Here is a 21955-nt window from a genome sequence, read left to right as displayed (position 1 = left end):
GGTGAGCCCCTCCGCAGAGCTGCTCGACGAGGCAGGCGCCCAGGTCGGCACCGTGGCCGAAGCAACGGTACATACCTCGGCGACACCGCTGCACCTTGCGTTTTCCGCCTACGTCATCGACCCCGAGGGACAGGGGCTGGTCGGTCGGCGCGCACGGTGGAAGTCGACATGGCCCGGAGTCTGGACCAACAGCTGTTCCGGTCATCCCTGCCCTGGCGAGAACTTACCGGAGGCGGTCGCACGCCGCGTCGACGAGGTACTCGGGATCATCCCCGCCGACATCACGCTGATCCTTCCCGATTTCCGGTGCCGGACACGTGATCCGCACAAGTACGTGGGCCGTCAGTACCGGACGTCGCTCTGCAGCAGCGGTGGATACACGGTGGACGATTCCCCGTCCACGGTGGTGCCTGCGAACTGAAGCATCGCCCGCTGCTCGCCGTGCATCGGCGCCGGGTAGTTCAACGTCGGCGCCGAGACCTCGTCGAGGATGCGGAGGTGTTCGGGGCCGAGAGTCACCTCCAGCCCGGCGACGTTGTCCGTGAGGTGTTCGACGCGCCTCGCGCCGAGGATGGGGACGACGGTCCCGGATCGGGCACGCAGCCAGGCCAGCGCGACGGCAGCCGAGGTGGTCGCGAGGTCGTCGGCGATTGCGGCGACGGCGTCGATGACAACGAACTCCGCATCGGTCGGACCGCCGACGAAGGCGGTGCGGGCAGAGTCGGTGACCTCGGTGCCGCGGCGATACTTGCCCGACAGGAATCCGTTCTTCAGTGGGCTCCACGGCACCAGAGCCATGCCCTGATCGAGTGCGAGGGGCGCGAGTTCGCCCTCGACGGTGCGGGCCAGCAATGAGTACTCGACCTGCAGTGCAATCAGCGGGGTCCATCCTCGCAACAGCGCCGTGGTCTGAGCCTGCGCGGTCACCCACGCCGGGTTGTTGGAGATCCCGATGTAGCGGATCTTGCCGGCGCGGACAAGGTCGTCGAGGGTGCGCAGGGTTTCCTCGATCGGGGTGTGGCGGTCCCAGTTGTGCAGCCAGTACACGTCGACGTAATCGGTGCGCAGGCGGCGAAGGGTTTCGTGGAGCTGAGCGATGATGGCCGCGCGGCCCGCACCGCCGCCGTTCGGGTCGCCGGGAAAGAGGTTCGCGAAGAACTTCGATGCCAGCACCACGCGTTCGCGGCGACCGCGATGGGCGGCGAAGAAATCGCCGAGGATCTTCTCCGAGTGGCCGTTGGTGTAGAAGTTGGCGGTGTCGATGAAGTTGCCGCCGAGGTCGAGGTAGGTGGCGAGGATCTTCTCGGATTCCTCGACGCTGCAGCCGGCGCCACCGGCGTCTTCGCCGAAGGTCATCGCACCGAGGGCGAACGGGCTGACCCGTAGTCCCGAGCGGCCGAGCGTGACGTACTGATCGAGTCGCATGATCTGCTCCTGGGGTATCGGAATGTGCACATCCATCGAAACGCGAACCGCAGTGGCAGCGGTAGATCGATCGGCGCCGGGCATTGCACGATCCTGTCCGTGTCGCCACGATCGGGTTGCCGTAGTGGCCACGCGGATGCTTTCGTGAGTTGTGCGCAACTCCCCCGACCTCCTGGACGAGATCCGCGCCGGAATCACGGTCCATGCCCGGCCGGATCTGCAGACGCCGATCGATGGGCTGTTGTTGTCGAAAGTGACGGCCGAGTCGGCGGGGCCGGAGTATTCGGTGACCGAACCGCTGCTGGTGATCATGACCCAAGGCGGCAAGCGGCTCCTGCTCGGCGACCGACTCTACGAGTACCGGGCGGGGCAATGTCTCGTCGTCACCGCCAGTGTGCCTGTCACCGGCCACTACATCGACATCAGCGAAGGCGCGCCGTCGTTGGCCATGGGACTGGTCCTGCGGCCGGCCGCCATCGCCGCACTGGTGCTGCAGGCCCCCACCGAACGGTGGTCCCGCGGCGCCGCCGGCGTGCCGGCGATCGAGACCGGCGACGCAGATGTCGATCTACTCGACGCCGCGGCCCGGATGCTGCGACTGCTCGATCACCCCGCGGACGCGCCCGTGCTCGCCCCGCTGATCGAGCAGGAGATCCTCTGGCGGCTGCTCACCGGCCCACATGGGAGCACAATTCGCCAGATCGGGATGGCCGACAGCGACCTGGCGCATGTCAGCCGGGCGATCCACTGGATCCGCGACAACTACTCCGAGCCGATGCGGATCGACGACCTCGCACGGTTGTCCAGTATGAGTGCATCGGCGTTTCACCGGCACTTTCGAGCCGTCACGGCCATGAGCCCCTTGCAGTATCAGAAACGTATCCGACTGCAACACGCCCGCTCGATGCTGGTCGCACACCCCGGTGACGTCGCCGGCGTCGGGCATCACGTCGGCTACGACAGCCCCTCCCAGTTCAATCGCGAATACCGCCGCCTGTTCGGCGCCTCCCCCGGCAAAGACGCTCACGGCCTACGCGGAAACACCGCGCTGTCGGACACCGGCCCCCTGCCCTGATCTGTCGACGCACAGCGTCCGGTAGCGGATGCAACCCCGGTTTCCGGGTGCTCCGGAAGGGGTAAGCGTGGCGGGAAGCGCCTCTGATTCGACGAACTTGTCAGTCCCGCTTGCCGATTCGACAGAAGACGAAGAAGGGTACGAGAATGGCCGACCAGTACGCCCAGCAGGATCCCACCACGCAGTACCCCGCCCCCGATCGCGAACACCAACCGGAGCTATCGCACCCGGGACTGACCTCCGACATGGTGACCACCCCGGATCACGGCGAGAAGTCCTATCGGGGAAGCGGACGCCTCGACGGTCGCCGCGCCCTGATCACCGGCTCGGATTCGGGCATCGGGCGAGCGGTGGCGATCGCGTTCGCTCGCGAGGGTGCCGATGTCGTGGTCAGTTGTCTGGACGAGGAGGAGGCGGATGCACGGGAGACCGTGCGACTGGTGGAAGAGGCCGGACGACGAGGCGTCGTCGCGACCGGCGACATCACGTCGGAGGACCACTGCCAGTATCTCGTGGACCTGACGGTCCGTGAACTCGGCGGTCTCGACATCCTCGTCAACAACGCGGCCTTTCAGATGGTGCAGACGGGTGGTATCGCCGACATCACCACCGAGCAGTTCGACCGTGTCCTGCGCACGAACCTCTACGCGCTGTTCTGGTTGTGCAAGAAATCCGTCGCAGTCATGGAACCTGGATCGACGATCGTGAACACCTCGTCGATCCAGGGGACGAATCCGTCTCCCGGGCTTCTCGACTACGCCACCACGAAGGCAGGGATCATCGATTTCACCAAGGGATTGGCGGCCGATGTGGCGAAGCGGGGAATCCGGGTCAATGCCGTTGCACCGGGGCCCATCTGGACGCCGTTGATCCCCGCGACGATGCCCGCCGACGGTTATCGGCAGTTCGGGGACGACGTGCCTCTGGGCAGGCCCGGCCAGCCGGCCGAACTGGCACCCGCGTACGTATTCCTCGCATCGAACGAATCCAGCTACGTCACCGGAGAAGTGCTCGGCGTCACCGGCGGGACGCCCTTCACCTGAGCACCGCAGCGGTGACGGAGCCCCCGCGGATCACTCCTTTTCGCGGGCGGCGACGATGGCGTCGAGGTTGGCGGCGATGTTCTCCTCGGCGGCAGCTTTGTCGACACCCAGTCCGGTGAGCACACCGACCCCGTCCTCGACCTCGAGCAGGGCCAGCAGGATGTGCTCGGTTCCGATGTAGTTGTGCCCCAAACGTAGTGCCTCACGGAACGTCAGTTCGAGCGCCTTGCGTGACTGAGCATCGAAGGGAACGAGTGCGGGCACCTCCTCGGCGGCGGGGGGCAGCGTCGCGGTCGCGGCGTGCCGGACCGAATCCAGTTTCACGCCCTGCGCGGCGATCGCCCGGGCGCCGAGCCCTTCGGGATCGGCCAGGAGTCCGAGGACGAGATGCTGGGGCAGGATCTCGGCGTTGTGTGCCGCCCTGGCCTCGTTCTGCGCGACCACAACCACCTGTCGTGCGCGCGGAGTGAACCGGCTGAATCCCTGATTCGGGTCTAGGTCGGAGGCCTGCCCGGGATCCTTGGGGACGAACCGTTTCTGCGCGGCCTGCTTCGTGACGCCCATGCTCTTGCCGATTTCGGTCCACGATGCCCCCGAGCGGCGGGCTTGGTCGACGAAGTGGCCGATGAGATGGTCGGCCAGTTCACCGAGGTGTTCTGCGGCGAGGACCGCGTCGGTGAGTTGCTCGAGCGGGGCCTCGGCGTGCACCTTCTTGATCGCGTCGATGAGCTCGTCGAGTCGGATGGGCGGGGTCGTGCGATCCGAATTCTCCATGCGTCAACTCTAGGTTGACGCATAGCGAGCGTCAACCCCAGGTTGTCGCTTCGACTTCCGCGAGCTGCGCACCGACCCGCGATCCGCTCTGCTAGTTTTGATGACTAGCAGATCTAGGGATAGGGGTTCTATGCATATCGAGAAAGATCTGGTGGCAGCCTCGGCCACTCCCCTCGTACTCGGAATTCTCGCGGAAGGCGAGTCGTACGGGTACGCCATTCTGAAACGAGTCAACGACCTGTCCGGCGGACGGATTCAGTGGACCGACGGAATGTTGTACCCCCTCCTGCATCGCCTGGAAAGATTGGGATATGTGTCGGCGTCGTGGGGTGCCTCCGACAGCGGGCGAAGGCGCAAGCACTACACGATCACCGCTGCGGGCCGGGAGATGCTCGCGGAACGACGCGCCCAATGGGACGTCGTCGCGGACGCTCTGAGCCAGGTGTGGCGCTCCGTCCAGCTACCCCCAGCCTCCGCCCAAGGATGGTCGTGATGGATACCGACAAGGAGCTCGAATCGCAGATCGGTCAGTGGCGGGGTTACGTCGAGCGCCGTCACGCGATATCCGCCGCCGACACCGACGAGATGGAAGACCATCTCCGTGATCAGATTTCGGACCTGTCCGCCGCGGGGCTGAGGACCGACGAGGCCTTCCTGGTCGCGGTCAAACGCATGGGCAACGTCGACGACATCTCCCGCGAGTTCGCTCGCGAGCACTCCGATCGACTGTGGAAGCAACTCGTCCTCATGCCCGCCGCGTCGGACGGCGACGGCACTCGCGCCACACGTGAGCTGTTCGTCGTTCTCGGGCTCGCCGTCGGCGCGGCACTGTCGGTCAAGGCAGGCGTGGCGACGCTCGGCGAGCAGGACCTCGCGCGCAACCTCAGTCTGTTCGTTCTTCCGTTCCTCGCCGGATACTTCGCCTGGAAGCGGCAGGTCACACCCCGCCTCGCCGCGGTACTGCTGGTGCCGTTCGCGCTGGCGGCGGTACTGCTGAACGTCTTCCCGTTCGCATCGAACGGCTCCACCGAGGTGATCGCGGCGATCCACGCACCGATCGCGCTGTGGTTCGCCGTCGGCCTAGCGTATGTCGGCGGTCAGTGGCGATCGGACCGGCGGCGAATGGACTTCATCCGCTTCACCGGCGAATGGGTCGTCTACCTGACCCTCCTCGCCCTCGGCGGCGGCGTCCTCATCGGCCTGACGATCGGTGCGTTCGACGCACTCGGCCTGAGTGTCGAGTGGTTCATCGAGGACTGGGTGCTGCCGTTCGGGGCGGCAGGCGCGGTCATCGTCGCCGCGTGGCTCGTGGAGGCGAAGCAGAATGTGGTCGAGAACATCGCCCCAGTCCTCACCCGCGTGTTCACCCCGCTGACGACTCTCATGCTGCTGGTGCTGCTGACGGCATTCGCAACGACCGGCAGCGTCGTCGACGTCGACCGAAACCTGTTGATCCTCATGGATCTCATTCTCGTCGTCGTCCTGGGATTGCTGTTGTACGCGATTTCGGCCCGTGACCCCTACCTGCCGCCCGACCTGTTCGACCGCCTCCAACTCGTCCTCGTCGTCAGTGCCCTCGCGGTCGACCTGCTGATGCTGTTCGCCATGCTGACTCGCATCGCGGAATTCGGCTTCACCCCGAACAAGGTGGCGGCAATCGGAATGAACCTGGTCCTCCTCGTCAACCTGACGTGGTCGGCTCATCTCATTCTCGGGTTCCTGCGCGGCCGCCGCGGATTCAGCTCCACCGAACGCTGGCAGACCGGTTACCTTCCCGTCTTCGGCATGTGGGCGGCGTTGATGGTCGGCGTTCTCCCACCGGTTTTCGACTTCGTGTGACGACAGTGCGGAGCTGATCGAGAGTGTTCTCATCGGACAGGGAATTCACGGCGTACGGCCCGTCGTACTGGGCGATGATCGCGCTGTTCGTCGTGGGGGCCGCGGTTCTGGTCCGGCTCGGACGACGGCAGACCGAATCGCAGGCCCGGCGCCTGGGCCGAGTCCTTGCGGTGCTGACGGCCGCGATATACGGCGCGACACTGGTTCATTTCTCGATTCCGCCCACGATCGGCGGCTCGGTACCGCTGCGCCTGACCGATCTCGCGACCGTGGCGGCGGCCTGTGCCCTGTGGTCCCGGGCGCAGTGGGCCTACGCGCTCACGTATTACTGGGGACTCGTGCTGAGCACCCAGGCGTTGATCTCGCCTGTTCTGACCGGTCCGGACTTCCCCCACTATCAGTTCCTCGCGTTCTGGGCGATTCACCTGCTCGTGGTCTGGGCGGCCATCTATCTGACGTGGGGTCGAGGGATGCGGCCCCGGTGGCGCAGCTACCGGTTCACGGTCCTGGTCACCGTCGTCTGGGCGGCAGTGACCTTCACGTTCAACCGCGTCGCCGGAACCAACTACGGCTTCCTCAACAGAAAGCCTGCCACCGCGACCCTTCTGGACGTTCTGGGTCCCTGGCCGGTGTACCTACTGACCGCGACGACACTGATTCTCGTCGTGTGGGCCCTGATGACCTGGCCGTGGGAGCGGACACGATGACGCACCGAGGAAATCCCGCGGCCCTCCTGATCGCTACCGGGAATCTTTGGTGTCACGCGATATCTTCCGAACGACGCTGCGGCTGCGTAACATCAGGATCATCTCGCTGGAATCCCTCTGGAGGCCGACGTGGGTGGACTTGGTATCGATCTCGGAACTGCCAACACTGTCGTCGGAACTCCCGACGACGGCATCGTACTGAACGAGCCGTCCTTCATGCTCGTTCGAACGAAGGATCCGCACCGTGCTCTCGCGATCGGCACGGAGGCGCGAAGTCTCGTCGGCCGCACTCCAATCGGAATCACGCCGGTTCGACCGATGCGTGACGGGGTGATCGTCGACCTGGAGTCGGCGCGGGCGTTCGTCACGGCCGTCATCAAACGGGTCTCCTCCGCCAGGCGATACGGTCTGCGGCCCAAGGCCGTCATCTCGGTCCCCGCGGGCGCAACCCCGCTCGAACGCCGCGCACTGCTCGAGGTCGGCCACGAGGCCGGTCTGCGGAAAGTGGGGTTGGTACCGGAGCCGGTGGCGGGTGCGCTCGGTTGCGGAATCAACCCCATGGAACCACGCGCACACCTCGTCGTCGATATCGGCGGCGGCACTTCGGAAGTCACCGCCATCTGTTTCGGTGGCATTCTCTCTCACCGTAGTTGCCGTGTCGCGGGCGACGAATTGACGAACGCGCTGTACCAGTACCTGAGGGCAGAGCACAAGATCGTCGTCGGCGAACTCACCGCCGAGCGTGCCAAGCTGGGTGAACCCGACAGCGCCGAGGGGCAGTCGCTCGTCGTCGAGGGCCGCGACGCCGTGACCGGCCGCGCACGCCTGGTGACACTCGAGACCGAGGAGATCGTGGAGGCGTTGCGGCCGACGACAACCGGAATCGTGCAGACATTGACGGAATGCCTGGACGACCTCCCCGCCCAGGCGATCGGTGACGTGATGTCGGAAGGGCTGCTCGTCATCGGTGGCGGGGCGTTGCTCCGCGGGCTGTCCCAGCTGCTCGAAGAGTCCTTCGGATTCCCGGTGAAGACCGCCGAGCGCCCACTCACCTGCGTCGCCGAGGGCGCTACGGCGTGTCTGGTGCACCCTGAGGTGGTTGCCGCCTACAGCGCCTGATCACCGAGTCGGCGCCGGGGCGGGCGGTCGCGGAAAGTAGTGCTCGAGGAGTTTCTTGACCACGGGGCCCGCCGTCGCCGACCCGAAGCCACCACCGCGGATCAGCACCGACACCTGGATCTGGGGGGCGTCGAAAGGCGCGACCGCGGAGAACCAGGCATTCAGTCCTTCTCCGGGCGCCGACGGGTCCTCCGCCGTGCCGGTCTTCGCGCCGGCCGGTACCGGGAGGTCCGCGAGTTGCCCGGCGGTCCCCGCCGACGCGGACGCCCGCATGCCTGCCCGGACGGGACCGAGCAAGTCCGCGAAGGGCAGACGCTGAGGCTCCGCTGTCGGGATGGGGGTCAGTTCCGACCCGTACGCCGCGGCGAGCTGAGGCGTCACCATCGCGCCGGTGGCGATCCCCGACGTCCAGCGCGCCACCTGTATCGGGGTCGCGCTGACGGTGCCCTGTCCGATACCCATCAACAGCGTCGACCCGGGATACCAGGTGGCCCCGATGCTTCCGACGTTCTCCGGGGTGCCGAGGAACCCCTCGGCCTCGCCCGGCAGGTCGATCCCGGACCGCCTGCCGACGCCGAGTTGGCCCGCGACGTCCGCCATCCTCTCCGGACCCAGGAGTTCACCGAGCTTGTAGAAGTAGACGTTGTCGGACCACTGAATCGCCTGCAGCAGATTGTGCGGGCCCATCGGTTGCCAATTCCGGAAGGTGTGGCCGCCGTAGGTGTAGGCGGCGCCGGTGTCGATCACCGCGTCCGGCGACAGCACCGGGTATCGGGTATTCGCCGCCGCGACGACGATCTTGAAGGTGGAGCCCGGGGGGACGGCGGTCTGGGTGGCATTGTTGAGCAACGGGCTCGGCCCCGGGGTCTGACTCTGCGCCGCGAGGGCGACGAGGTCGGCCGGAGGTCCGTAGACGTTGTTGTCGGCCCCCGGGACACTGGCGAGGGCCAGCACGGCTCCGTTTCGCGCGTCCATCACGACTGCGGCACCGAGGTCGCCCTTGCTGGTGCGCATCGCCTCCACGAGTGCGTCGGTGGCCAGGTTCTGCACTTCGATGTCGAGGTGCAGGCGCAGATCGTGGCCCCGTACCGGGTCCACCCGTTCGCCGGCGGCCACCGGATGCCCGGACGGATCGACATACATGCACTGTTTGCCGTCGCTGCCGCGGAGCAGAGCGTCGTACTGCTTCTCGAGTCCCGCCTTGCCGACGCGTGACCCGAGCGCGAGATGCGGCCAGCGTTCCATGTCGTCGGCGTCGGCGACCCCGACGTGTCCGAGGACGGAGGCGAGAACGGCACCGTACGGGTACTGCCTGCGGCCGGTGGGCACCACGAGGACACCGGGAAGTCGCGCGTCCACGATGCGCCGCGCCTGGTCGGGCGCGACTCGGCCGACTTCCACCTGCGACTCGCCTTCGCCACCGGCATCGATCAGGTCCGCGACCTCGTCGGGAGACCGGGCGAGCACCGCGGCCAACCGGTTCCGGGCGTCGTCGTCGTGCTCGTCGAACATCCGGGCGACCACCGCAACGGCGTACTCGGCCACGTTCACCGCCAGGGGAACACCGTTGCGGTCGAGGATCAGTCCGCGCTCTGCGGGCAGGCGGATGCACCGCATCATCTGCTGGTCGCTCATCGCCCGGAATTCCGCACCCCGGTCGTGTTGCAACTGCCAGGCGAACACCGACATCGCGACGAGTGCCGCGGTCATCGTCAGGGTGCCCGCCGACATTCCGCGCGGGCGGCGCCGCCGTCGGGGATCCGGGGTCCACAGCGGTCGCGCGACGCCGTCTCGGCGCACCGCGAGCACCAGTCCGATGGCGACGAAACCGACGATGGCGGCGGTGCCCCCGTAGCTGAAGAGGGGAATCGGCATGCCGGTATGGGGCAGCAGCGACAGACTCTGACCGATCGACACCAGCGCGTGGATGCCGAACAACGCGCCGATCCCGGCCGCGACGAGTGCGGCCTCGCGAGTGCGCGCCGTGCGCGCGGAGAGTGCAGCCCGCCACACGATGACCGAAGTTGCCACCACGACAGCCAGGCCGGCGATCAAACCCCACCCGTACACCAGGCTGGCGAACGCGAGATCGTGCTCCGATTCGGGAAGATACTCGGCCCGCACCGCGTACATCGGGTCGCGCGCCAGCCCCCACAGGCCACCGCTGCCGATCGCGATGTTCGCTTGCAGCTCGGCCCATCCCGCGCCGGCAGGGTCGGCGTTGCTCGACAGGAACACGTGGACCCGTTCGAGCTGGTAGGGGCGGAGAAAGAGCACGGCCAGCGGAAGCGACGCGAGACCCAGCACGAACAGCGGAACCAGAGGCAGAAGCGGGACTCGGGCGAGGATGAGCATGAATCCCGCCGTCGCGACGAGCACGACGGCAGTCGACAGGTCGGGTTGGAGTGCGACGAGTGCAATGGGTACGCCCACGATCGCCAAGGTCGCGACGAATCGTGCCAGCGTGAACCCACCGGCGAGCATGCTCGCGGGCACGAGAACCAGGGCGAGCTTGGCCAGCTCGGACGGCTGGACGGTGAATACGCCGAAGTCCAGCCAGCGTTGAGCACCCTTGGTCGCGACCCCCGCGAACGGTACGACCGCCAACAACACGGTCGCCACGGTGAACACTGCCCAGCCGAAGGCGCGGAGATCACTCATCCGCAGGCGGGACACCACATACATGATGCCCAGACCGGCAACGGCGAAGAGCGTGTGGCGAACAGCGTCTGCCGTCTTCCCTGTCGAGAGCAAATTCAGAAGGCCGAGCACGACGAGAACGATCGCCGCACCGACGATCCACGGGTCGGATTCGTGCTTGTCGTCGTGCTTGTCGTCGTGCATCCCACCCCTCCCCCCGCCGCTCAGCAGCGAGCGTTTTCGGGAGGCACCAGCAGCGGCTCGGACGCGGCCGTCGCCGGGGCGCTGGTGACGGCCGCGACGGCGAGTGCGGCGCCCGGCGGCAGATCGGTCCGGACGATGCCGTAAACCTGTTGTGACCCTGGCTGAACGGGCAGCGTCACGTCACTGGTGGGCCGCACCTCGCCGGAGCAGCGGTCGTACACGTTCACCCGCCAGGTCACGGCGCCGACAGCTGCTGCCGGATCGAGGCGAATGTCGACTCGGATCGCGCACGCCTGCCCGGGCAGGCACTCCCCGTTGGCGCGCGTGACCGTGACGAGAGTGATCGGCCCCGCACTGCCGGGGGCACCGATGTCAACGGGCGGCGGCGGCCGGCCGACATCGATCGTCGCCGGCGGTGGCTGATCAGCCTGGGGTTCCGGTGGAGGCGGCGATACGGGCCGAATCTGATTCTGCTCCGAGGGATTCACGGGATTCAGGACGGCGTCCCATCCCCGGCGCAGCTCCGACCACACCCGGGGAGCCATCCACGCTGCAGCGACGAGTATCAGGATCGCGATCAGGCCGAGTGCTCCCTGCCGCCGCGACGGCCGTCTCCTTTTGCGATGCCACGGATTCCGGACCGGCGGAAACCAGCCTGACGGTGCGAGGGTGGAACCGGCCGCCACATATGGCCAGTCCCGGACGTCCGTCCGCTCCCCCACCACCTCGGTGTCAGGACGCGGCCGTCCCGTGGTGGCCGCGACGAGCCCGGCAAGTTGGCAGCGTTTCCTTCTCTCCTCGGCCGGGTCGACATCGGGTGCGATCGCCTGACGAACCCGGTGCACCAACGCATCCAGATCTGTTGTTTCGGCGAGCGATTCGTGCAACCGGTCGGCCAGGGCCGAACCGCGACAGTTCGTCGCAATGCTTCGGAGAAGTTCGACCACCGCCTCGTTCATGTCTCGCCGGGACGCACTGCCCGCGCACTCGATCGTGAGATGACCGGCATCGGACACCGTCACGTTCCGGAGGCGGAATGGGTAGGGCCCCTCGCCGCGCGCCAGTTCGAGCTCATGGAGCGCATCCGCGACGAGTAGCGCGGCCTGCGCTGGTGTCAACGCCGCCACCGCCAGGAGTCTTCCGACTGCGACACCGCGGACACGTGCATCGTGATCGATGTGTTCGGGCGGGTCGGATCGGGCATCGGCGGGTTCGGTTCTCCTCGCAAGGAGCCCTGTCACTGCTTCGATCATCGCGCACCCCGACGCTATGCCTCCCGCACGGTCAGGACGCGACCGGAGCGGGCGGCGGCGGACCTTGAGTTGGGCTTACTCGCTGCCGAAATCCATTACGCCTGCGTCATTCCATTTAACTCCGCGGCGTGCTCCGGCGTCCGAGAAATCGCTTCGTCCGCTTCGACACATTTCGGTGTCGTCGGTCCGGACAGCTGAGTCGCACCGCTGTCTGTCAGCTCCCACTCGGCGGTGACCCGAACGCGTGCATCACGACCGCACCCCAGTCCCGCCACATCGGGCACGGTGGAGGATCCCGGTGGTCCAGGAACCGGATCACCTCGTCCTCGAAGGCAGCCGAGGTGGGCAGCGACGAGTGTGCGGCGCGGACCGGGCAGCCATTGCGTTCGACGTCGAGCCGCCAGCCGTGCGGCATCAGGGGAAGATCGGCAGCCGAGGTGATACTCAGAACACGCACCTCCCCGGGCAGCGGCTCGTCGAGAATGGCCTGTGCGCTGCCCGCGGTGCCGAGCAGCTCCCGCGCCGCGGGCGTGTCGGGGTCGAAGTGGAAGAAGACGACGTCGGTCACCGGCGCCGCCCACCGCAACAGGTCGCCGAACACCCTGCCCCGTCGATCGCCATCCGGGGGTGGAAAGCCGAGCGGGGTCTCCGGAAAGACGCCCACCAGCACCAGCACATCGACCCGCGCCCGCCCGGTGGCAACCGCGTCCCACGCAATCCACGCGGCGTGGGAATGTGCGGCAACGGTCAACGGCCGCTGCAGGTTCGCGGTCTGTTCGGCAAACAACGCGACCTGTTCCTCGACGGGGCGCTGGGTGTCGGCAGATTCGTACGGGGCACCCGATCTGATCGGACACGTCGAGTCGCGCTGCGGCTGCCCGTCGCCGGGGCCGGCGTAGGAGAAGTAGTACACCTGATCGCATTCGTAACCCAGCCGGTGCACGTCGGCCCGGTGGATGCTCCCCTGCCCCGAACGCGAATTGATTCCGGACATCAGGAACAGTGAACCGGCCTGCCGGGGCGCGGGTTCCGGATCGTCATATCCTCGTGTCCGAACAAAGATCACCGACGCCGCCGTCACCACGACGAGCACGGCAGCAAGCGCCGCGACGGGCCGGGTAACCGGTTCACGGTCCATCGCCCACACCGTCAGTCCCGTCGCCGCAGCCGAGACCGGCACGAGCAGCACGGTGAGGGCCGGGGCCCGGTCGGCCAGAACGCCGAGCCCGAGGACCGCGGCGCAGTACGGCACCATCACCTCGATCCGCAGGCCGCGGCGCCACGCCCGCGCCATCGCCCCGCGCACGGTGACCCCGCCCTGCCACGGGACCGGGCCGAGTATCAAGACCAGCAGTCCGACCAGCGCCACCGCCGGCCAGAACGCCCGCGAGTACAGCGCCGCGTAGGCGGTCGCGTCACCGAGCGTCGCAAGAAGGACCGGGCCGAACGCCGCCGCGTAGAACATCGCGGCGAAGCGGAGGCGTCGGGCATCGAGTCCACCGAGAAGCCAGGCCATCAGCATGACCCGCACGGCCGACACCACGGCCAGCAGCACCAGGAACTGCGGCCACGAGGCGGTACGCACCAGCAGAAGTCGCAGGTCCGCGAACTGATCCAGCGGCGGCAGCGCGACCAGGTGCAGCAGTCCCGGCCAGACGGGAACCATCCCGCTCGCCGCGAGCACGACGACGAACACCGCGACGGCCGCCAACGGCAACCACCGCGTCCAGTTCGTCGACGTCATACCTTTCGCTGTACTCGCTGGTCGTGGTCCTGCACAACCCATGCGCCGCCCTCGCAGGACAGGTTCCCTCCACTGGGCCCGGACTGGGAAGCACTCTCAGCGGACGCAGGACGTCGTGCCGGACAACGGGATTCCGGACCGAGCATCCTTTGCGCGCGGTTCGTCGGATGTGTGACCGCATCACGGAGGATGATCACCTCATGGAACGTGCGGAGGCCGGAAGCCGTGGGACGCTCATGACGTTCGACCAGTTCGCGGACATCTTCCGGGACGTCGCCAGTCTCGGCGTCGTCCGGGAGGACTTTCACCGATTCGACGACGTCGTCACCGCGAAACTCTACGACCTGCTCCTCGTCGCGCAGGAGAGCGCGGCCGCCCAGCACCGGCACATCGTCGAACCCACCGACCTGCCGATCACCCGAGGCCTGCAGGAGAATATCGGATTGTTCCGCGAGCTCGGCCCCGGCCTCCGGGTAGATCCGATCGTCGAACGACTGGCCGACTACCCGCCCCTCGACGGCATCCTCGCAACCGAAACCCGATCGGGGCTCGCCGACATCACCGGCGGACTCAGCGTCGCCCTCGCGCGCACCTTCCGCGTCGTCTACCCCGAGTTGAGGACCGTGCGGGCACGGACCACACACTGGTCGGTGATCAGTACCCTCGTCGACCTCTACCTCTGACGTCGCCGACCGCGGCAGACCACTGTTCTTTCGTGACTTCGGAACACCCCCCGGGGTGCAAACATCCACCCCTGGATGGACGGCCGACCACCCCTTCAGGGGGCGGTGCCGGACCCCCCTTCCGGCGAAGACTGGTGTTCGTCCACAAGGGACACGGAAATTCACACACCACACTCAGGAGAAACGCAATGAACTCGACGAAGACACGCATCGCCGCAGCAGCCGCAACGGGCGCCGCCCTCGGACTGGGAATGTTCATGGCCCAGAGCGCCACTGCTGCCGCCGCACCCGCCCAGTCGACGTTCCCGCAAGTCGTCTCCCCCGAATCCGGACTCTCCCCGTACAAGGTCGAGGTCAGGGACCGAATCGGCTGCGCAAACGCGTGGCCCATGGTCGCCTGCGACGCCCCCGACGAAGACGTGCCCCCGCAGGTGACCCTCGTCGAGCCCGGCACCACGCTGGTCGAGCCCGGCGGCACAACTCTTTACGGCCCCGCCGCCGCGACCGTTGACTCCCAGCAGGGTGCCATCATCCACCAGGTCTACTACCCCCTCGAGCCCGACGACGGGGTGATCTCCCACTCGCTCGATCCCGACATGCCCTGGATGTGACACACGGTCGACACCGACTCACTCTGGATCGACAGCACTCTCTTGCGGCCGCCGGGGCCATTGGCCTCGGCGGCCGAGACGGGTGCGCTGACGCGCCCCGTGCGCATCTCGGAGTATTTAGAGAGACGAACCATCGATGACATCCGTATCCGCGAGGAGGAGGATGAAACAGACCAGTCTCGTCCTGATCGCGGAACGGGTCTCGCTGTGACGGGTCTCTATCGCGATTCACTACCCCGCAGTTCCCGATCGAACGTGAGGCGGCCCAGATGACGGCAGAAGACGTGGTGGGCGCGCAGATCGCCGATCAAGAATGTCAGGACTGCGGTTACAAACCGGAGCTGAAGCGAACGCTGGGCTCCTTTCAGGTGTTCGCGGTCTCGTTCGCGTTCATCTCGGTGGCGGTCGGGATCTTCGGCACCTACGATGACGTACTCCGAGACGCCGGACCGGTGGGGATCTGGCTCTGGGTGATCGTGGCGTTGGGACAGACCCTGGTGGCGCTGGTGATCGCCCAATTCGCGGCCCGCATCCCACTCAGTGGTTCCTCCTATCAATGGGCCTCGCGGCTGGCCAACCCGAAGATCGGCTGGTTGTTCGGTTGGCTCACCTTCTGCTACCTGGCACTCGGCGTGGTGACGGTCGACAACGCGATGGCAAGCTCCGCGCTCATGCCGCTGTTCGGCATGCAGCCCGACGAGGACACTGCGCGCGTGATCACGCTCGTCGTGGTGCTTGTTCAGGCAGTGCTCGTCGTGTTCTCCACGCGCCTCGTCGGGCTGATCACGTCGGGCGCGGTCGGGCTCGAACTGGTGATCGTGGTGGTGCTGGCGATCGGGCTCTTCGTCGCCGTGGCGATCTCGGGCGAGGGCTCGGTCGGCAACCTGACCTCGCGCGGTATCACCGAAGGCGCCCCCAATTACTTCGCCGTCGGCGGCGGGTTGATGGCTGCGATGATCATGGGGCTCGCCACGCTCGTCGGCTTCGACTCCGCGGCGAATATGGCTGAGGAGGCCAAGGATCCGTTTCGCAGCGTCCCGCGCGCGATCGTGGGATCGGTCGTCGCGGCGGCTGTGCTGGGACTGGTGTTCCTGATCGCGCTCACGATTGCGATCAAAGATATCCCCCGGGTGAGCGCCAGTGACACCCCGGTGGCGGCGATCCTGCGCGATCAGCTGGGTCCGGTGATGGAGAGGACCCTCCTGGTCGCGATCGCGTTCGCATTCTTCGGCGCCGGGATGGTGACCCTCGCCACCTGCTCGCGGATGGTGTTCGCGATGTCGCGCGACGCGCGTTTCCCTGCCTACCGGTTGATGCGCCGGGTCAACCCGCGCACGCAGACACCCATTCCGGCGACCATCATGATCGTCGTCGTCGGGGTCGTCCTGATGGCCGTGCTGCCCGGTGGCGCACTGCTGGAGTTGCTCACGGTGGGGACGGTCATCTCGGCGGTCCTCTACGGCGCGATAATCGTCCTCTATCTTGCGGTGCGGAGGCGACTGGATCGTAAGGAGGGCGCGTTCGATCTCGGGCGCTTCGAGCTGCCGGTCGCGATCGGTGCGCTGCTGTGGTCGGCGGTCGTGCTGTTCGTGATCGTGTCGCCCTCGAGTGCACTGACCTCGATCCTGATTGCGGTCGGACTGCTCCTCGCGGGCGGGTTGTACTTCGCGTACCTGTTGATTTTCAAACGCGAGGTACTGGACACCGAGCCGGGAGACGCCGATGTCTTCTCGCACTGACCGACAGATGAAGCCCCTGACTGCCACCACCGTGCTCACCGGTGACGTGGTGCGTGCCGGCGATTCCGGCTACGAGGCGGCGCGGGTGGGCTGGAACCGCCTGTATTCCCGCTATCCCGAGGCGATCGTGTTCTGCTGTGACACGCAGGATGTGGTCAACGCGGTCCGCTGGGCTCGCACGGAGGGCATCGCCCTGCGTGCCCGCAGCGGTCGCCACAGCCTCGAGGGCTGGTCGTCGATCGACGGCGGGCTGGTCGTCGACGTCAGTCGGATGAAGAGCATCGTGATCGACGAAGCGGCGCGCACCGCGACCGTCGGGACGGGGCTGACGCAGCAGGAGACGGTCGCGGCCCTCGGGCAACGCGGCTTCGTCGTTCCGACCGGCTCCGAGGGCGGCGTCGGTCTCGGTGGCGTGATTCTCGGGGGTGGCTTCGGACTACTGACCCGCAGCATGGGCATGGCGTGCGACAACCTGCTCGCCGCGGAGGTGGTGGTGGCCGACGGCGCGCGCTCGGCGAAGGTCGTGGAGGCCACCGAGCACCGCAACTCCGACCTGCTGTGGGCGTGCCGCGGCGGGGGCGGCGGCAACTTCGGGATTGCGACGTCCTACACATTGAGGCTGCACGAGCTCTCGAACGTCACATTCCTCGTCGCGAGGTGGACCGGTCACGACGACCTGGGCGCCCTGCTTCGCGTGTGGCAGCGCGACGCGCCGGTCGCCGACGAGCGGCTGACCAGCGCGCTGGAGGTCGATTCCACCGCGGTCGAACTGTCTGCGCTGCTGTACGGCGGTGCGCGGCGGGAACTCGAGGACCAACTTCGGTCGCTGCTGGCGATCGGCAATCCCGACGTGACCGTGACGGAGGGCCCCTGGCCGACCGTGTACGGCGACGTCGACAGGGGGCCGAACGACGTCGCCCTCTGGAAGTTCTACTCGCAGTTCGTCACCCGGCCTTTCCCCGACGAGGCGATCGATCTGATCGTCCACTACATGGCCAACACGCCCAGCCCGCCGAGCAATTTCTTCTGCTCGAGCTTCGGCGGTGCCGTCCGGCACGCTCCGCCCGGCGGGTCCGCGTTCCCGCACCGCGACGCGCTGTTCTACTGCGAGCCGGGGGCCGCCTGGAACGACCCCGCCCTGAACTCGACAGCACTGGGCTGGGCGGCCGACTTCTGGCGGGCGCTGCGCCCCTATGGCGACGGCGCCTACGTCAACGTGCCCAACGCCGCCGCGTCGGACTGGGAACGCGAGTACTACGGTTCCCACCGCGAGCGGCTGCGCGAGATCAAGGCCACCTACGACCCGGAGAACGTGTTCAGCTTCGAACAGAGCGTCCCCCTGTCGCCGGTTGACCCGTCCCGAGTCCTAGGCTGGGGCGATGGCGGTCAACCGGAGTCGCAGGGCCAGGGGCGCCCGTAAACGCAAGCGTCGGATGGAGAGTGTCGAGCACGACCTCACCGCGGAGCAGTGGAGTGCGCTCACCGAGGCGTGGGGTGGCTGCGCATACTGCGGCACGACCGACAAGCCGCTGCAACGCGACTGCGTGCAGGCGCTGTCCCGCGGCGGGCGTTACACCCTCGACAACATCGCCCCGGCCTGCGGCTCGTGCAACGCCAGTAAGTGCAACGACGAAGTCACCGGCTGGCTGCGGCGCAAGCGGCTCGACGAGCGCGCCTTCCTGTTGCGTCACATCGAAATCAAGACAGCGCTCGCGCTGCGATTCCCCACACCCCCGGACACCGAACTCGAGGTGCCGGAATCCACTGCCCTGTGACGACGGCGCCTGCTACTTGGTGCCGAAGAGACGGTCGCCGGCGTCCCCGATGCCGGGCAGGATGTAGCCGTGCTCGTCGAGTTGACGGTCGACGGCGGCGGTGTAGATCGGGACGTCGGGATGCGCCTTGTGCAGGGCGGCAACGCCTTCGGGACAGGTCAGCAGGCAGACGAACTTGATGGATTTGGGGCCGCATTCCTTCAACCGCTCCACTGCCGCCACGGCGGAGTTGCCGGTGGCAAGCATCGGGTCGATCACCACCACGTCGCGCTCCTGCAGATCGCCGGGCATCTTGAAGTAGTACTCCACGGCTCCGAGGGTTTTGGGATCGCGGTAGAGACCGATATGGCCGACGCGCGCGCCCGGCACAATTGTCAGCATGCCGTCCAGGATGCCGGTGCCCGCGCGCAGAATGGAGACGAAGACCAGCTTCTTACCGTCGATGACCTTGCCGGTGGTGAATTCCAGCGGTGTCTCGACGTCGATCTCCTGCATCGGGATGTCACGGAGGACCTCGTACGTCATCAGCGCGGAGATCTCGTTCGCCAGCCGACGAAAGCTGTTGGTGGAGGCATCCTTACGGCGCATCATCGTGAGCTTGTGCTGCACCAGCGGGTGCTCGATCACGTGTACCGTGCCCATGTAGTCGTCCTCGTTTCTTCTAGAAGACCGTGCCGTCGCTGACGATGTTCAGCGGCGGCAGCCCACCCCGCGAGCGCTGTGCCAGCGCGCGGCCCGCCGCCCAGGTGCCGCCCTCCAAGACGCAGGCCAGCGGCATCTCTCCGGGATCCACGCCCAGACGTGCGCGCACCAGCGGGGCCAGTTCGTCCAGCAGGGCTACCGTCAACGCGCGCCACTCGACCACCAATTCGTCTCCGGCCGTCCAGTTTTGTGCAGCCCAGGCCGGATCGTGCAGGCGGAGCACACCGGTATCGAGAAACAGACCGCCGTTGCGGTATTCGGGCAGGCCGGTCAGCTCGTCCAACCCGACCACCCGAACGCCCGCCCATTGGAAGGGCTCCAGCAACGAATAACTCAGCCACTGCGACAGTTTGTGAAACGGCATCCAGCCCCGCGTCAAGCCCGGACCGGCCACCGCGTCGTGGCGCCAGACGTCGCCCAACGGTTCGGCGTCGATGGCGTTGCCCGTAGGCCAGATGCCCGACAGCGACGTCAGGAGCTGCGACAGGATGTCGTGGGCGGCGACCGTCGCCGTGGCGGCACCCTGTGGGGCGACCAGCAGATCGAACAGGCCACCCGGCCGGCCGTGCGTGCCGAACACTTCGGGCTGCGCGGCGAGCGCCTCGCCCAGCCGCCGAAGCAGCAGCACGCGACCTTCGAGGCCCACCAACGGGTTGGATGGGCCGGCCTGGAACACCTCGGCCAGCCGGTCCGTGTCCAGCCCGCACAGCCCGGCAGCATCGACCTGCAGCGGGTGCGCCGCGTCGCTCGAGAACAGGCCGCCGAGGAACGCGTGCCAGCTCGCGACGCCCAGGCCCTCGGAACGGGCGAAGCGCTGCCCGCCGTGCACCTCGTGGTAGTGCCAGTCGGGACCGGCACCTGCGTCGAGAAGGACGCTGACCACGGCCAGGTCGATCATGGCGCGGGCGCGGCCCGGCGCGTCCAGCGCGGTCAGCCGTGCATCCAGCGCGGCCTTGCGGTCCACGCCGCCGGCTTCGAAATGGCGCCAGCGGCTGTGGTACGGAATTTTTAGGTCGGGATAGCGGGCACGCGTGACGTCGGCGACCTCCGCCGCGGCCGCTTCCAATGCGTCGTCGTCGACGCCGAACCAGAGTGAATCGCCCTCGCGCGCACGGGACAGCAGCTGTCGCGCGCGCTCCCGCACTGCCGACGTGGTACGCAGAGCCGCGGCCGCACCCTCGGCCCGCCCGGTGTCCAGAACGGGACCGACGCCGGTCACGCTCATCCGTCCAACTCCCGGCCCTTGACCTTCGCCAATTCGTCAGCGTCCGGCACAGCGCCCGGCGTGAAGTAGCCGGCCGCCATCTTGGCGTCGATCTCCACGCGCGCGTCGGCCGGGATCAGGTCCGCGGGAAGGTCCACTCGCTCCCCGACCTCGATACCCGAGCCGGTGATGGCGTCATACTTCATGTTGCTCATGGAGACCAGGCGGTGGATCTTTCTGACGCCCAGCCAGTGCAGCACGTCGGGCATCATTTCCTGGAAGCGCATGTCCTGCACGCCGGCCACGCATTCGGTGCGGGCGAAGTACTGATCGGCGGTGTCGCCGCCCACCTGGCGCTTGCGCGCGTTGTAGACAAGGAACTTGGTCACCTCGCCGAGCGCACGGCCCTCCTTGCGGGAGTACGCCACCAGGCCCACGCCACCGCGCTGCGCACCCTGGATGCACTCCTCGATCGCATGCGTGAGGTACGGGCGGCAGGTACAGATGTCGGAACCGAACACGTCCGAGCCGTTGCATTCGTCGTGTACGCGTGCGGTCAGCTCCACCCCTGGGTCGGCCAGGTCACGAGCGTCGCCGAAGATGTACACGGTCTGACCCCCGATCGGGGGCAGGAACACCTCGAGGTCCGAGCGCGTCACGAGTTCGGGGTACATGCCGCCGGTCTCCTCGAACAGCACGCGGCGCAGATCCGTCTCGCTGCAGTGAAAGCGCTCCGCCACACCCGGCAGGTGCCAGACCGGCTCGATCGCCGCCTTGGTTACCAGCGCAGCACCGCTGGGCAGCAGGAAGCGGCCGTCCGGGTGCAGGCGACCTTTCTGGATGGCCTCCATGATCTCCGGCAGGATCACATGCGCCTTGGTGACAGCGATGCTGGGGCGAATGTCGTGACCGGCCGCCAACTCGGCGGCGAAGACCTCGGCCACCGTGGCACCCCACGGGTCCAGGCTCACGATCTTGCCGGGCTCGCTCCACTGCGGGTACGGGCCGATGATGTTCGTGGGCGCGGTGTCGGTGAGGTCGGCCTTGTGATGACGCGACAGCGCGCCCGACGCCACCGCCAGTGCCCGGTAGATGCTGTACGAGCCGCTGTGCGTTCCGATCACGTTGCGGTGGGCGCGGTTGGTGGTGGTACCGACCACCGGTCCGCGCTCGGACGGCGTGGGTGCTCCCCAGTGGATCGGCAGGGCGCCGACACCGCCGCTGTGTGAGGTCAATCGGATGTGGCCGCCGGTGGGCTCGGGGGTGGCGGCGACGGATTCAGCGGACATGACGTTCCTCCGTTAAGGAAGGCCCGGCGGCACGGGATGCCGCCGGAACGTGTCTCCGGCGCCGGATGCTGCCGACCACCGGAAACCGAAGCATAACCACTCTTTCGCCACAATGTCGTGTGGCGAGGA

General features: G+C 67.3%; 20 protein-coding genes. 12 read left to right on the top strand and 8 right to left on the bottom strand.

Annotation, left to right across the window (positions count from 1 at the left end; genetic code table 11):
- The first annotated feature begins 1 nt into the window (after nucleotide 1).
- Nucleotides 2-421, top strand: a complete 420-nt coding sequence (gene idi, locus JVH1_RS36260; RefSeq protein WP_043777530.1) for an isopentenyl-diphosphate Delta-isomerase — start codon at nucleotides 2-4, stop codon at nucleotides 419-421.
- Here idi and JVH1_RS36255 read toward each other — a convergent pair.
- Nucleotides 343-1425 carry an aldo/keto reductase gene (locus tag JVH1_RS36255; protein WP_043777549.1) on the bottom strand — a complete coding sequence of 361 codons (1083 nt, stop codon included), beginning with the start codon at nucleotides 1423-1425 and terminating at the stop codon, nucleotides 343-345. The two genes, idi and JVH1_RS36255, sit on opposite strands and share 79 nt — an antisense overlap.
- Before the next feature lie 151 nt (nucleotides 1426-1576).
- Here JVH1_RS36255 and JVH1_RS36250 point away from each other — a divergent pair, with 151 nt between their 5' ends.
- Both JVH1_RS36250 and JVH1_RS36245 read left to right on the top strand, forming a co-directional pair.
- Complete coding sequence (locus JVH1_RS36250; protein WP_009472797.1) at nucleotides 1577-2500, top strand: AraC family transcriptional regulator; 924 nt, start codon at nucleotides 1577-1579, stop codon at nucleotides 2498-2500.
- Nucleotides 2501-2646: 146 nt separating this feature from the next.
- Nucleotides 2647-3543 (top strand): SDR family oxidoreductase, encoded by an 897-nt coding sequence (locus JVH1_RS36245; protein WP_009472798.1) that lies wholly within the window; start codon nucleotides 2647-2649, stop codon nucleotides 3541-3543.
- Nucleotides 3544-3573: 30 nt separating this feature from the next.
- On the opposite strand, the gene JVH1_RS36240 is transcribed toward JVH1_RS36245, so the two are convergent.
- The gene (locus JVH1_RS36240) at nucleotides 3574-4317 is read right to left on the bottom strand and encodes a Clp protease N-terminal domain-containing protein (RefSeq protein WP_009472799.1); all 744 of its coding nucleotides are present in this window, start codon (nucleotides 4315-4317) and stop codon (nucleotides 3574-3576) included.
- A gap of 130 nt (nucleotides 4318-4447) precedes the next feature.
- Here JVH1_RS36240 and JVH1_RS36235 point away from each other — a divergent pair, with 130 nt between their 5' ends.
- The 4 genes from JVH1_RS36235 (at nucleotide 4448) to JVH1_RS36220 (ending at nucleotide 7982) form a co-directional block, all read left to right on the top strand.
- Nucleotides 4448-4810, top strand: coding sequence for a PadR family transcriptional regulator (locus JVH1_RS36235; RefSeq protein ID WP_009472800.1), 363 nt, complete (start codon nucleotides 4448-4450; stop codon nucleotides 4808-4810).
- On the top strand, nucleotides 4810-6156 hold the full coding sequence (locus tag JVH1_RS36230; protein WP_043777534.1) for a permease prefix domain 1-containing protein: 1347 nt from the start codon (nucleotides 4810-4812) through the stop codon (nucleotides 6154-6156). Before JVH1_RS36235 ends, JVH1_RS36230 begins: the two co-directional genes overlap by 1 nt.
- Before the next feature lie 23 nt (nucleotides 6157-6179).
- Nucleotides 6180-6863, top strand: a complete 684-nt coding sequence (locus JVH1_RS36225; RefSeq protein ID WP_009472802.1) for a TIGR02206 family membrane protein — start codon at nucleotides 6180-6182, stop codon at nucleotides 6861-6863.
- Nucleotides 6864-6992: 129 nt separating this feature from the next.
- Nucleotides 6993-7982, top strand: coding sequence for a rod shape-determining protein (locus tag JVH1_RS36220; RefSeq protein WP_009472803.1), 990 nt, complete (start codon nucleotides 6993-6995; stop codon nucleotides 7980-7982).
- Here JVH1_RS36220 and JVH1_RS36215 read toward each other — a convergent pair whose 3' ends face one another.
- From JVH1_RS36215 to JVH1_RS36205, 3 genes are all read right to left on the bottom strand, one after another.
- Entirely contained in the window at nucleotides 7983-10826 is a 2844-nt protein-coding gene (locus JVH1_RS36215; protein WP_009472804.1) for an FtsW/RodA/SpoVE family cell cycle protein, read from the bottom strand.
- Nucleotides 10827-10846: 20 nt separating this feature from the next.
- Entirely contained in the window at nucleotides 10847-12079 is a 1233-nt protein-coding gene (locus tag JVH1_RS36210) for a hypothetical protein (RefSeq protein ID WP_009472805.1), read from the bottom strand.
- A 214-nt stretch (nucleotides 12080-12293) separates the two neighbouring features.
- Nucleotides 12294-13823, bottom strand: coding sequence for a membrane protein (locus JVH1_RS36205; RefSeq protein ID WP_009472806.1), 1530 nt, complete (start codon nucleotides 13821-13823; stop codon nucleotides 12294-12296).
- 200 nt (nucleotides 13824-14023) lie between these two features.
- Between JVH1_RS36205 and JVH1_RS36200 the strand changes: the two genes are divergently transcribed.
- The 5 genes from JVH1_RS36200 (at nucleotide 14024) to JVH1_RS36180 (ending at nucleotide 18631) form a co-directional block, all read left to right on the top strand.
- The gene (locus JVH1_RS36200) at nucleotides 14024-14506 is read left to right on the top strand and encodes a DUF1931 family protein (protein WP_009472807.1); all 483 of its coding nucleotides are present in this window, start codon (nucleotides 14024-14026) and stop codon (nucleotides 14504-14506) included.
- A gap of 188 nt (nucleotides 14507-14694) precedes the next feature.
- Entirely contained in the window at nucleotides 14695-15117 is a 423-nt protein-coding gene (locus JVH1_RS36195) for a hypothetical protein (RefSeq protein WP_009472808.1), read from the top strand.
- Nucleotides 15118-15386: 269 nt separating this feature from the next.
- Entirely contained in the window at nucleotides 15387-16856 is a 1470-nt protein-coding gene (locus JVH1_RS36190) for an APC family permease (RefSeq protein WP_009472809.1), read from the top strand.
- Between the two features lie 7 nt (nucleotides 16857-16863).
- Nucleotides 16864-18276, top strand: a complete 1413-nt coding sequence (locus JVH1_RS36185) for an FAD-binding oxidoreductase (protein WP_009472810.1) — start codon at nucleotides 16864-16866, stop codon at nucleotides 18274-18276.
- A 13-nt stretch (nucleotides 18277-18289) separates the two neighbouring features.
- Entirely contained in the window at nucleotides 18290-18631 is a 342-nt protein-coding gene (locus JVH1_RS36180) for an HNH endonuclease (protein WP_009472811.1), read from the top strand.
- A 12-nt stretch (nucleotides 18632-18643) separates the two neighbouring features.
- Here the strand turns inward: JVH1_RS36180 and upp are convergent, their stop codons facing one another.
- From upp to JVH1_RS36165, 3 genes are read right to left on the bottom strand one after another with little or no spacing between them, the layout of a single operon-like run.
- On the bottom strand, nucleotides 18644-19273 hold the full coding sequence (upp, locus tag JVH1_RS36175) for a uracil phosphoribosyltransferase (protein ID WP_009472812.1): 630 nt from the start codon (nucleotides 19271-19273) through the stop codon (nucleotides 18644-18646).
- A gap of 19 nt (nucleotides 19274-19292) precedes the next feature.
- Complete coding sequence (locus tag JVH1_RS36170) at nucleotides 19293-20558, bottom strand: URC4/urg3 family protein (protein ID WP_009472813.1); 1266 nt, start codon at nucleotides 20556-20558, stop codon at nucleotides 19293-19295.
- The gene (locus JVH1_RS36165) at nucleotides 20555-21826 is read right to left on the bottom strand and encodes a GTP cyclohydrolase II (protein ID WP_009472814.1); all 1272 of its coding nucleotides are present in this window, start codon (nucleotides 21824-21826) and stop codon (nucleotides 20555-20557) included. The genes JVH1_RS36170 and JVH1_RS36165 overlap by 4 nt, the downstream gene beginning before the upstream one ends.
- Between the last annotated feature and the right edge of the window lie 129 nt (nucleotides 21827-21955).

Origin of the sequence: Rhodococcus sp. JVH1, from assembly GCF_000280725.2 — a bacterium.
GTDB classification, from domain to species: Bacteria; Actinomycetota; Actinomycetes; order Mycobacteriales; family Mycobacteriaceae; genus Rhodococcus_F; species Rhodococcus_F jostii_A.
The sequence above is the reverse complement of the archived record's forward strand: the minus strand, read 5'-3'. Positions and strand labels throughout refer to the sequence as shown.

Bases quoted from the DNA above. Each gene is read 5' to 3' on its own strand.
- JVH1_RS36255 (WP_043777549.1), bottom strand. From the start codon at position 1,425: ATGCGACTCGATCAGTACGTCACGCTCGGCCGCTCGGGACTACGGGTC.
- JVH1_RS36245 (WP_009472798.1), top strand. From the start codon at position 2,647: ATGGCCGACCAGTACGCCCAGCAGGATCCCACCACGCAGTACCCCGCC.
- JVH1_RS36240 (WP_009472799.1), bottom strand. From the start codon at position 4,317: ATGGAGAATTCGGATCGCACGACCCCGCCCATCCGACTCGACGAGCTC.
- JVH1_RS36235 (WP_009472800.1), top strand. From the start codon at position 4,448: ATGCATATCGAGAAAGATCTGGTGGCAGCCTCGGCCACTCCCCTCGTA.
- JVH1_RS36230 (WP_043777534.1), top strand. From the start codon at position 4,810: ATGGATACCGACAAGGAGCTCGAATCGCAGATCGGTCAGTGGCGGGGT.
- JVH1_RS36215 (WP_009472804.1), bottom strand. From the start codon at position 10,826: ATGCACGACGACAAGCACGACGACAAGCACGAATCCGACCCGTGGATC.
- JVH1_RS36210 (WP_009472805.1), bottom strand. From the start codon at position 12,079: ATGATCGAAGCAGTGACAGGGCTCCTTGCGAGGAGAACCGAACCCGCC.
- JVH1_RS36205 (WP_009472806.1), bottom strand. From the start codon at position 13,823: ATGACGTCGACGAACTGGACGCGGTGGTTGCCGTTGGCGGCCGTCGCG.
- JVH1_RS36200 (WP_009472807.1), top strand. From the start codon at position 14,024: ATGGAACGTGCGGAGGCCGGAAGCCGTGGGACGCTCATGACGTTCGAC.
- JVH1_RS36195 (WP_009472808.1), top strand. From the start codon at position 14,695: ATGAACTCGACGAAGACACGCATCGCCGCAGCAGCCGCAACGGGCGCC.
- JVH1_RS36190 (WP_009472809.1), top strand. From the start codon at position 15,387: ATGACGGCAGAAGACGTGGTGGGCGCGCAGATCGCCGATCAAGAATGT.
- JVH1_RS36185 (WP_009472810.1), top strand. From the start codon at position 16,864: ATGAAGCCCCTGACTGCCACCACCGTGCTCACCGGTGACGTGGTGCGT.
- JVH1_RS36180 (WP_009472811.1), top strand. From the start codon at position 18,290: ATGGAGAGTGTCGAGCACGACCTCACCGCGGAGCAGTGGAGTGCGCTC.
- upp (WP_009472812.1), bottom strand. From the start codon at position 19,273: ATGGGCACGGTACACGTGATCGAGCACCCGCTGGTGCAGCACAAGCTC.
- JVH1_RS36170 (WP_009472813.1), bottom strand. From the start codon at position 20,558: ATGAGCGTGACCGGCGTCGGTCCCGTTCTGGACACCGGGCGGGCCGAG.
- JVH1_RS36165 (WP_009472814.1), bottom strand. From the start codon at position 21,826: ATGTCCGCTGAATCCGTCGCCGCCACCCCCGAGCCCACCGGCGGCCAC.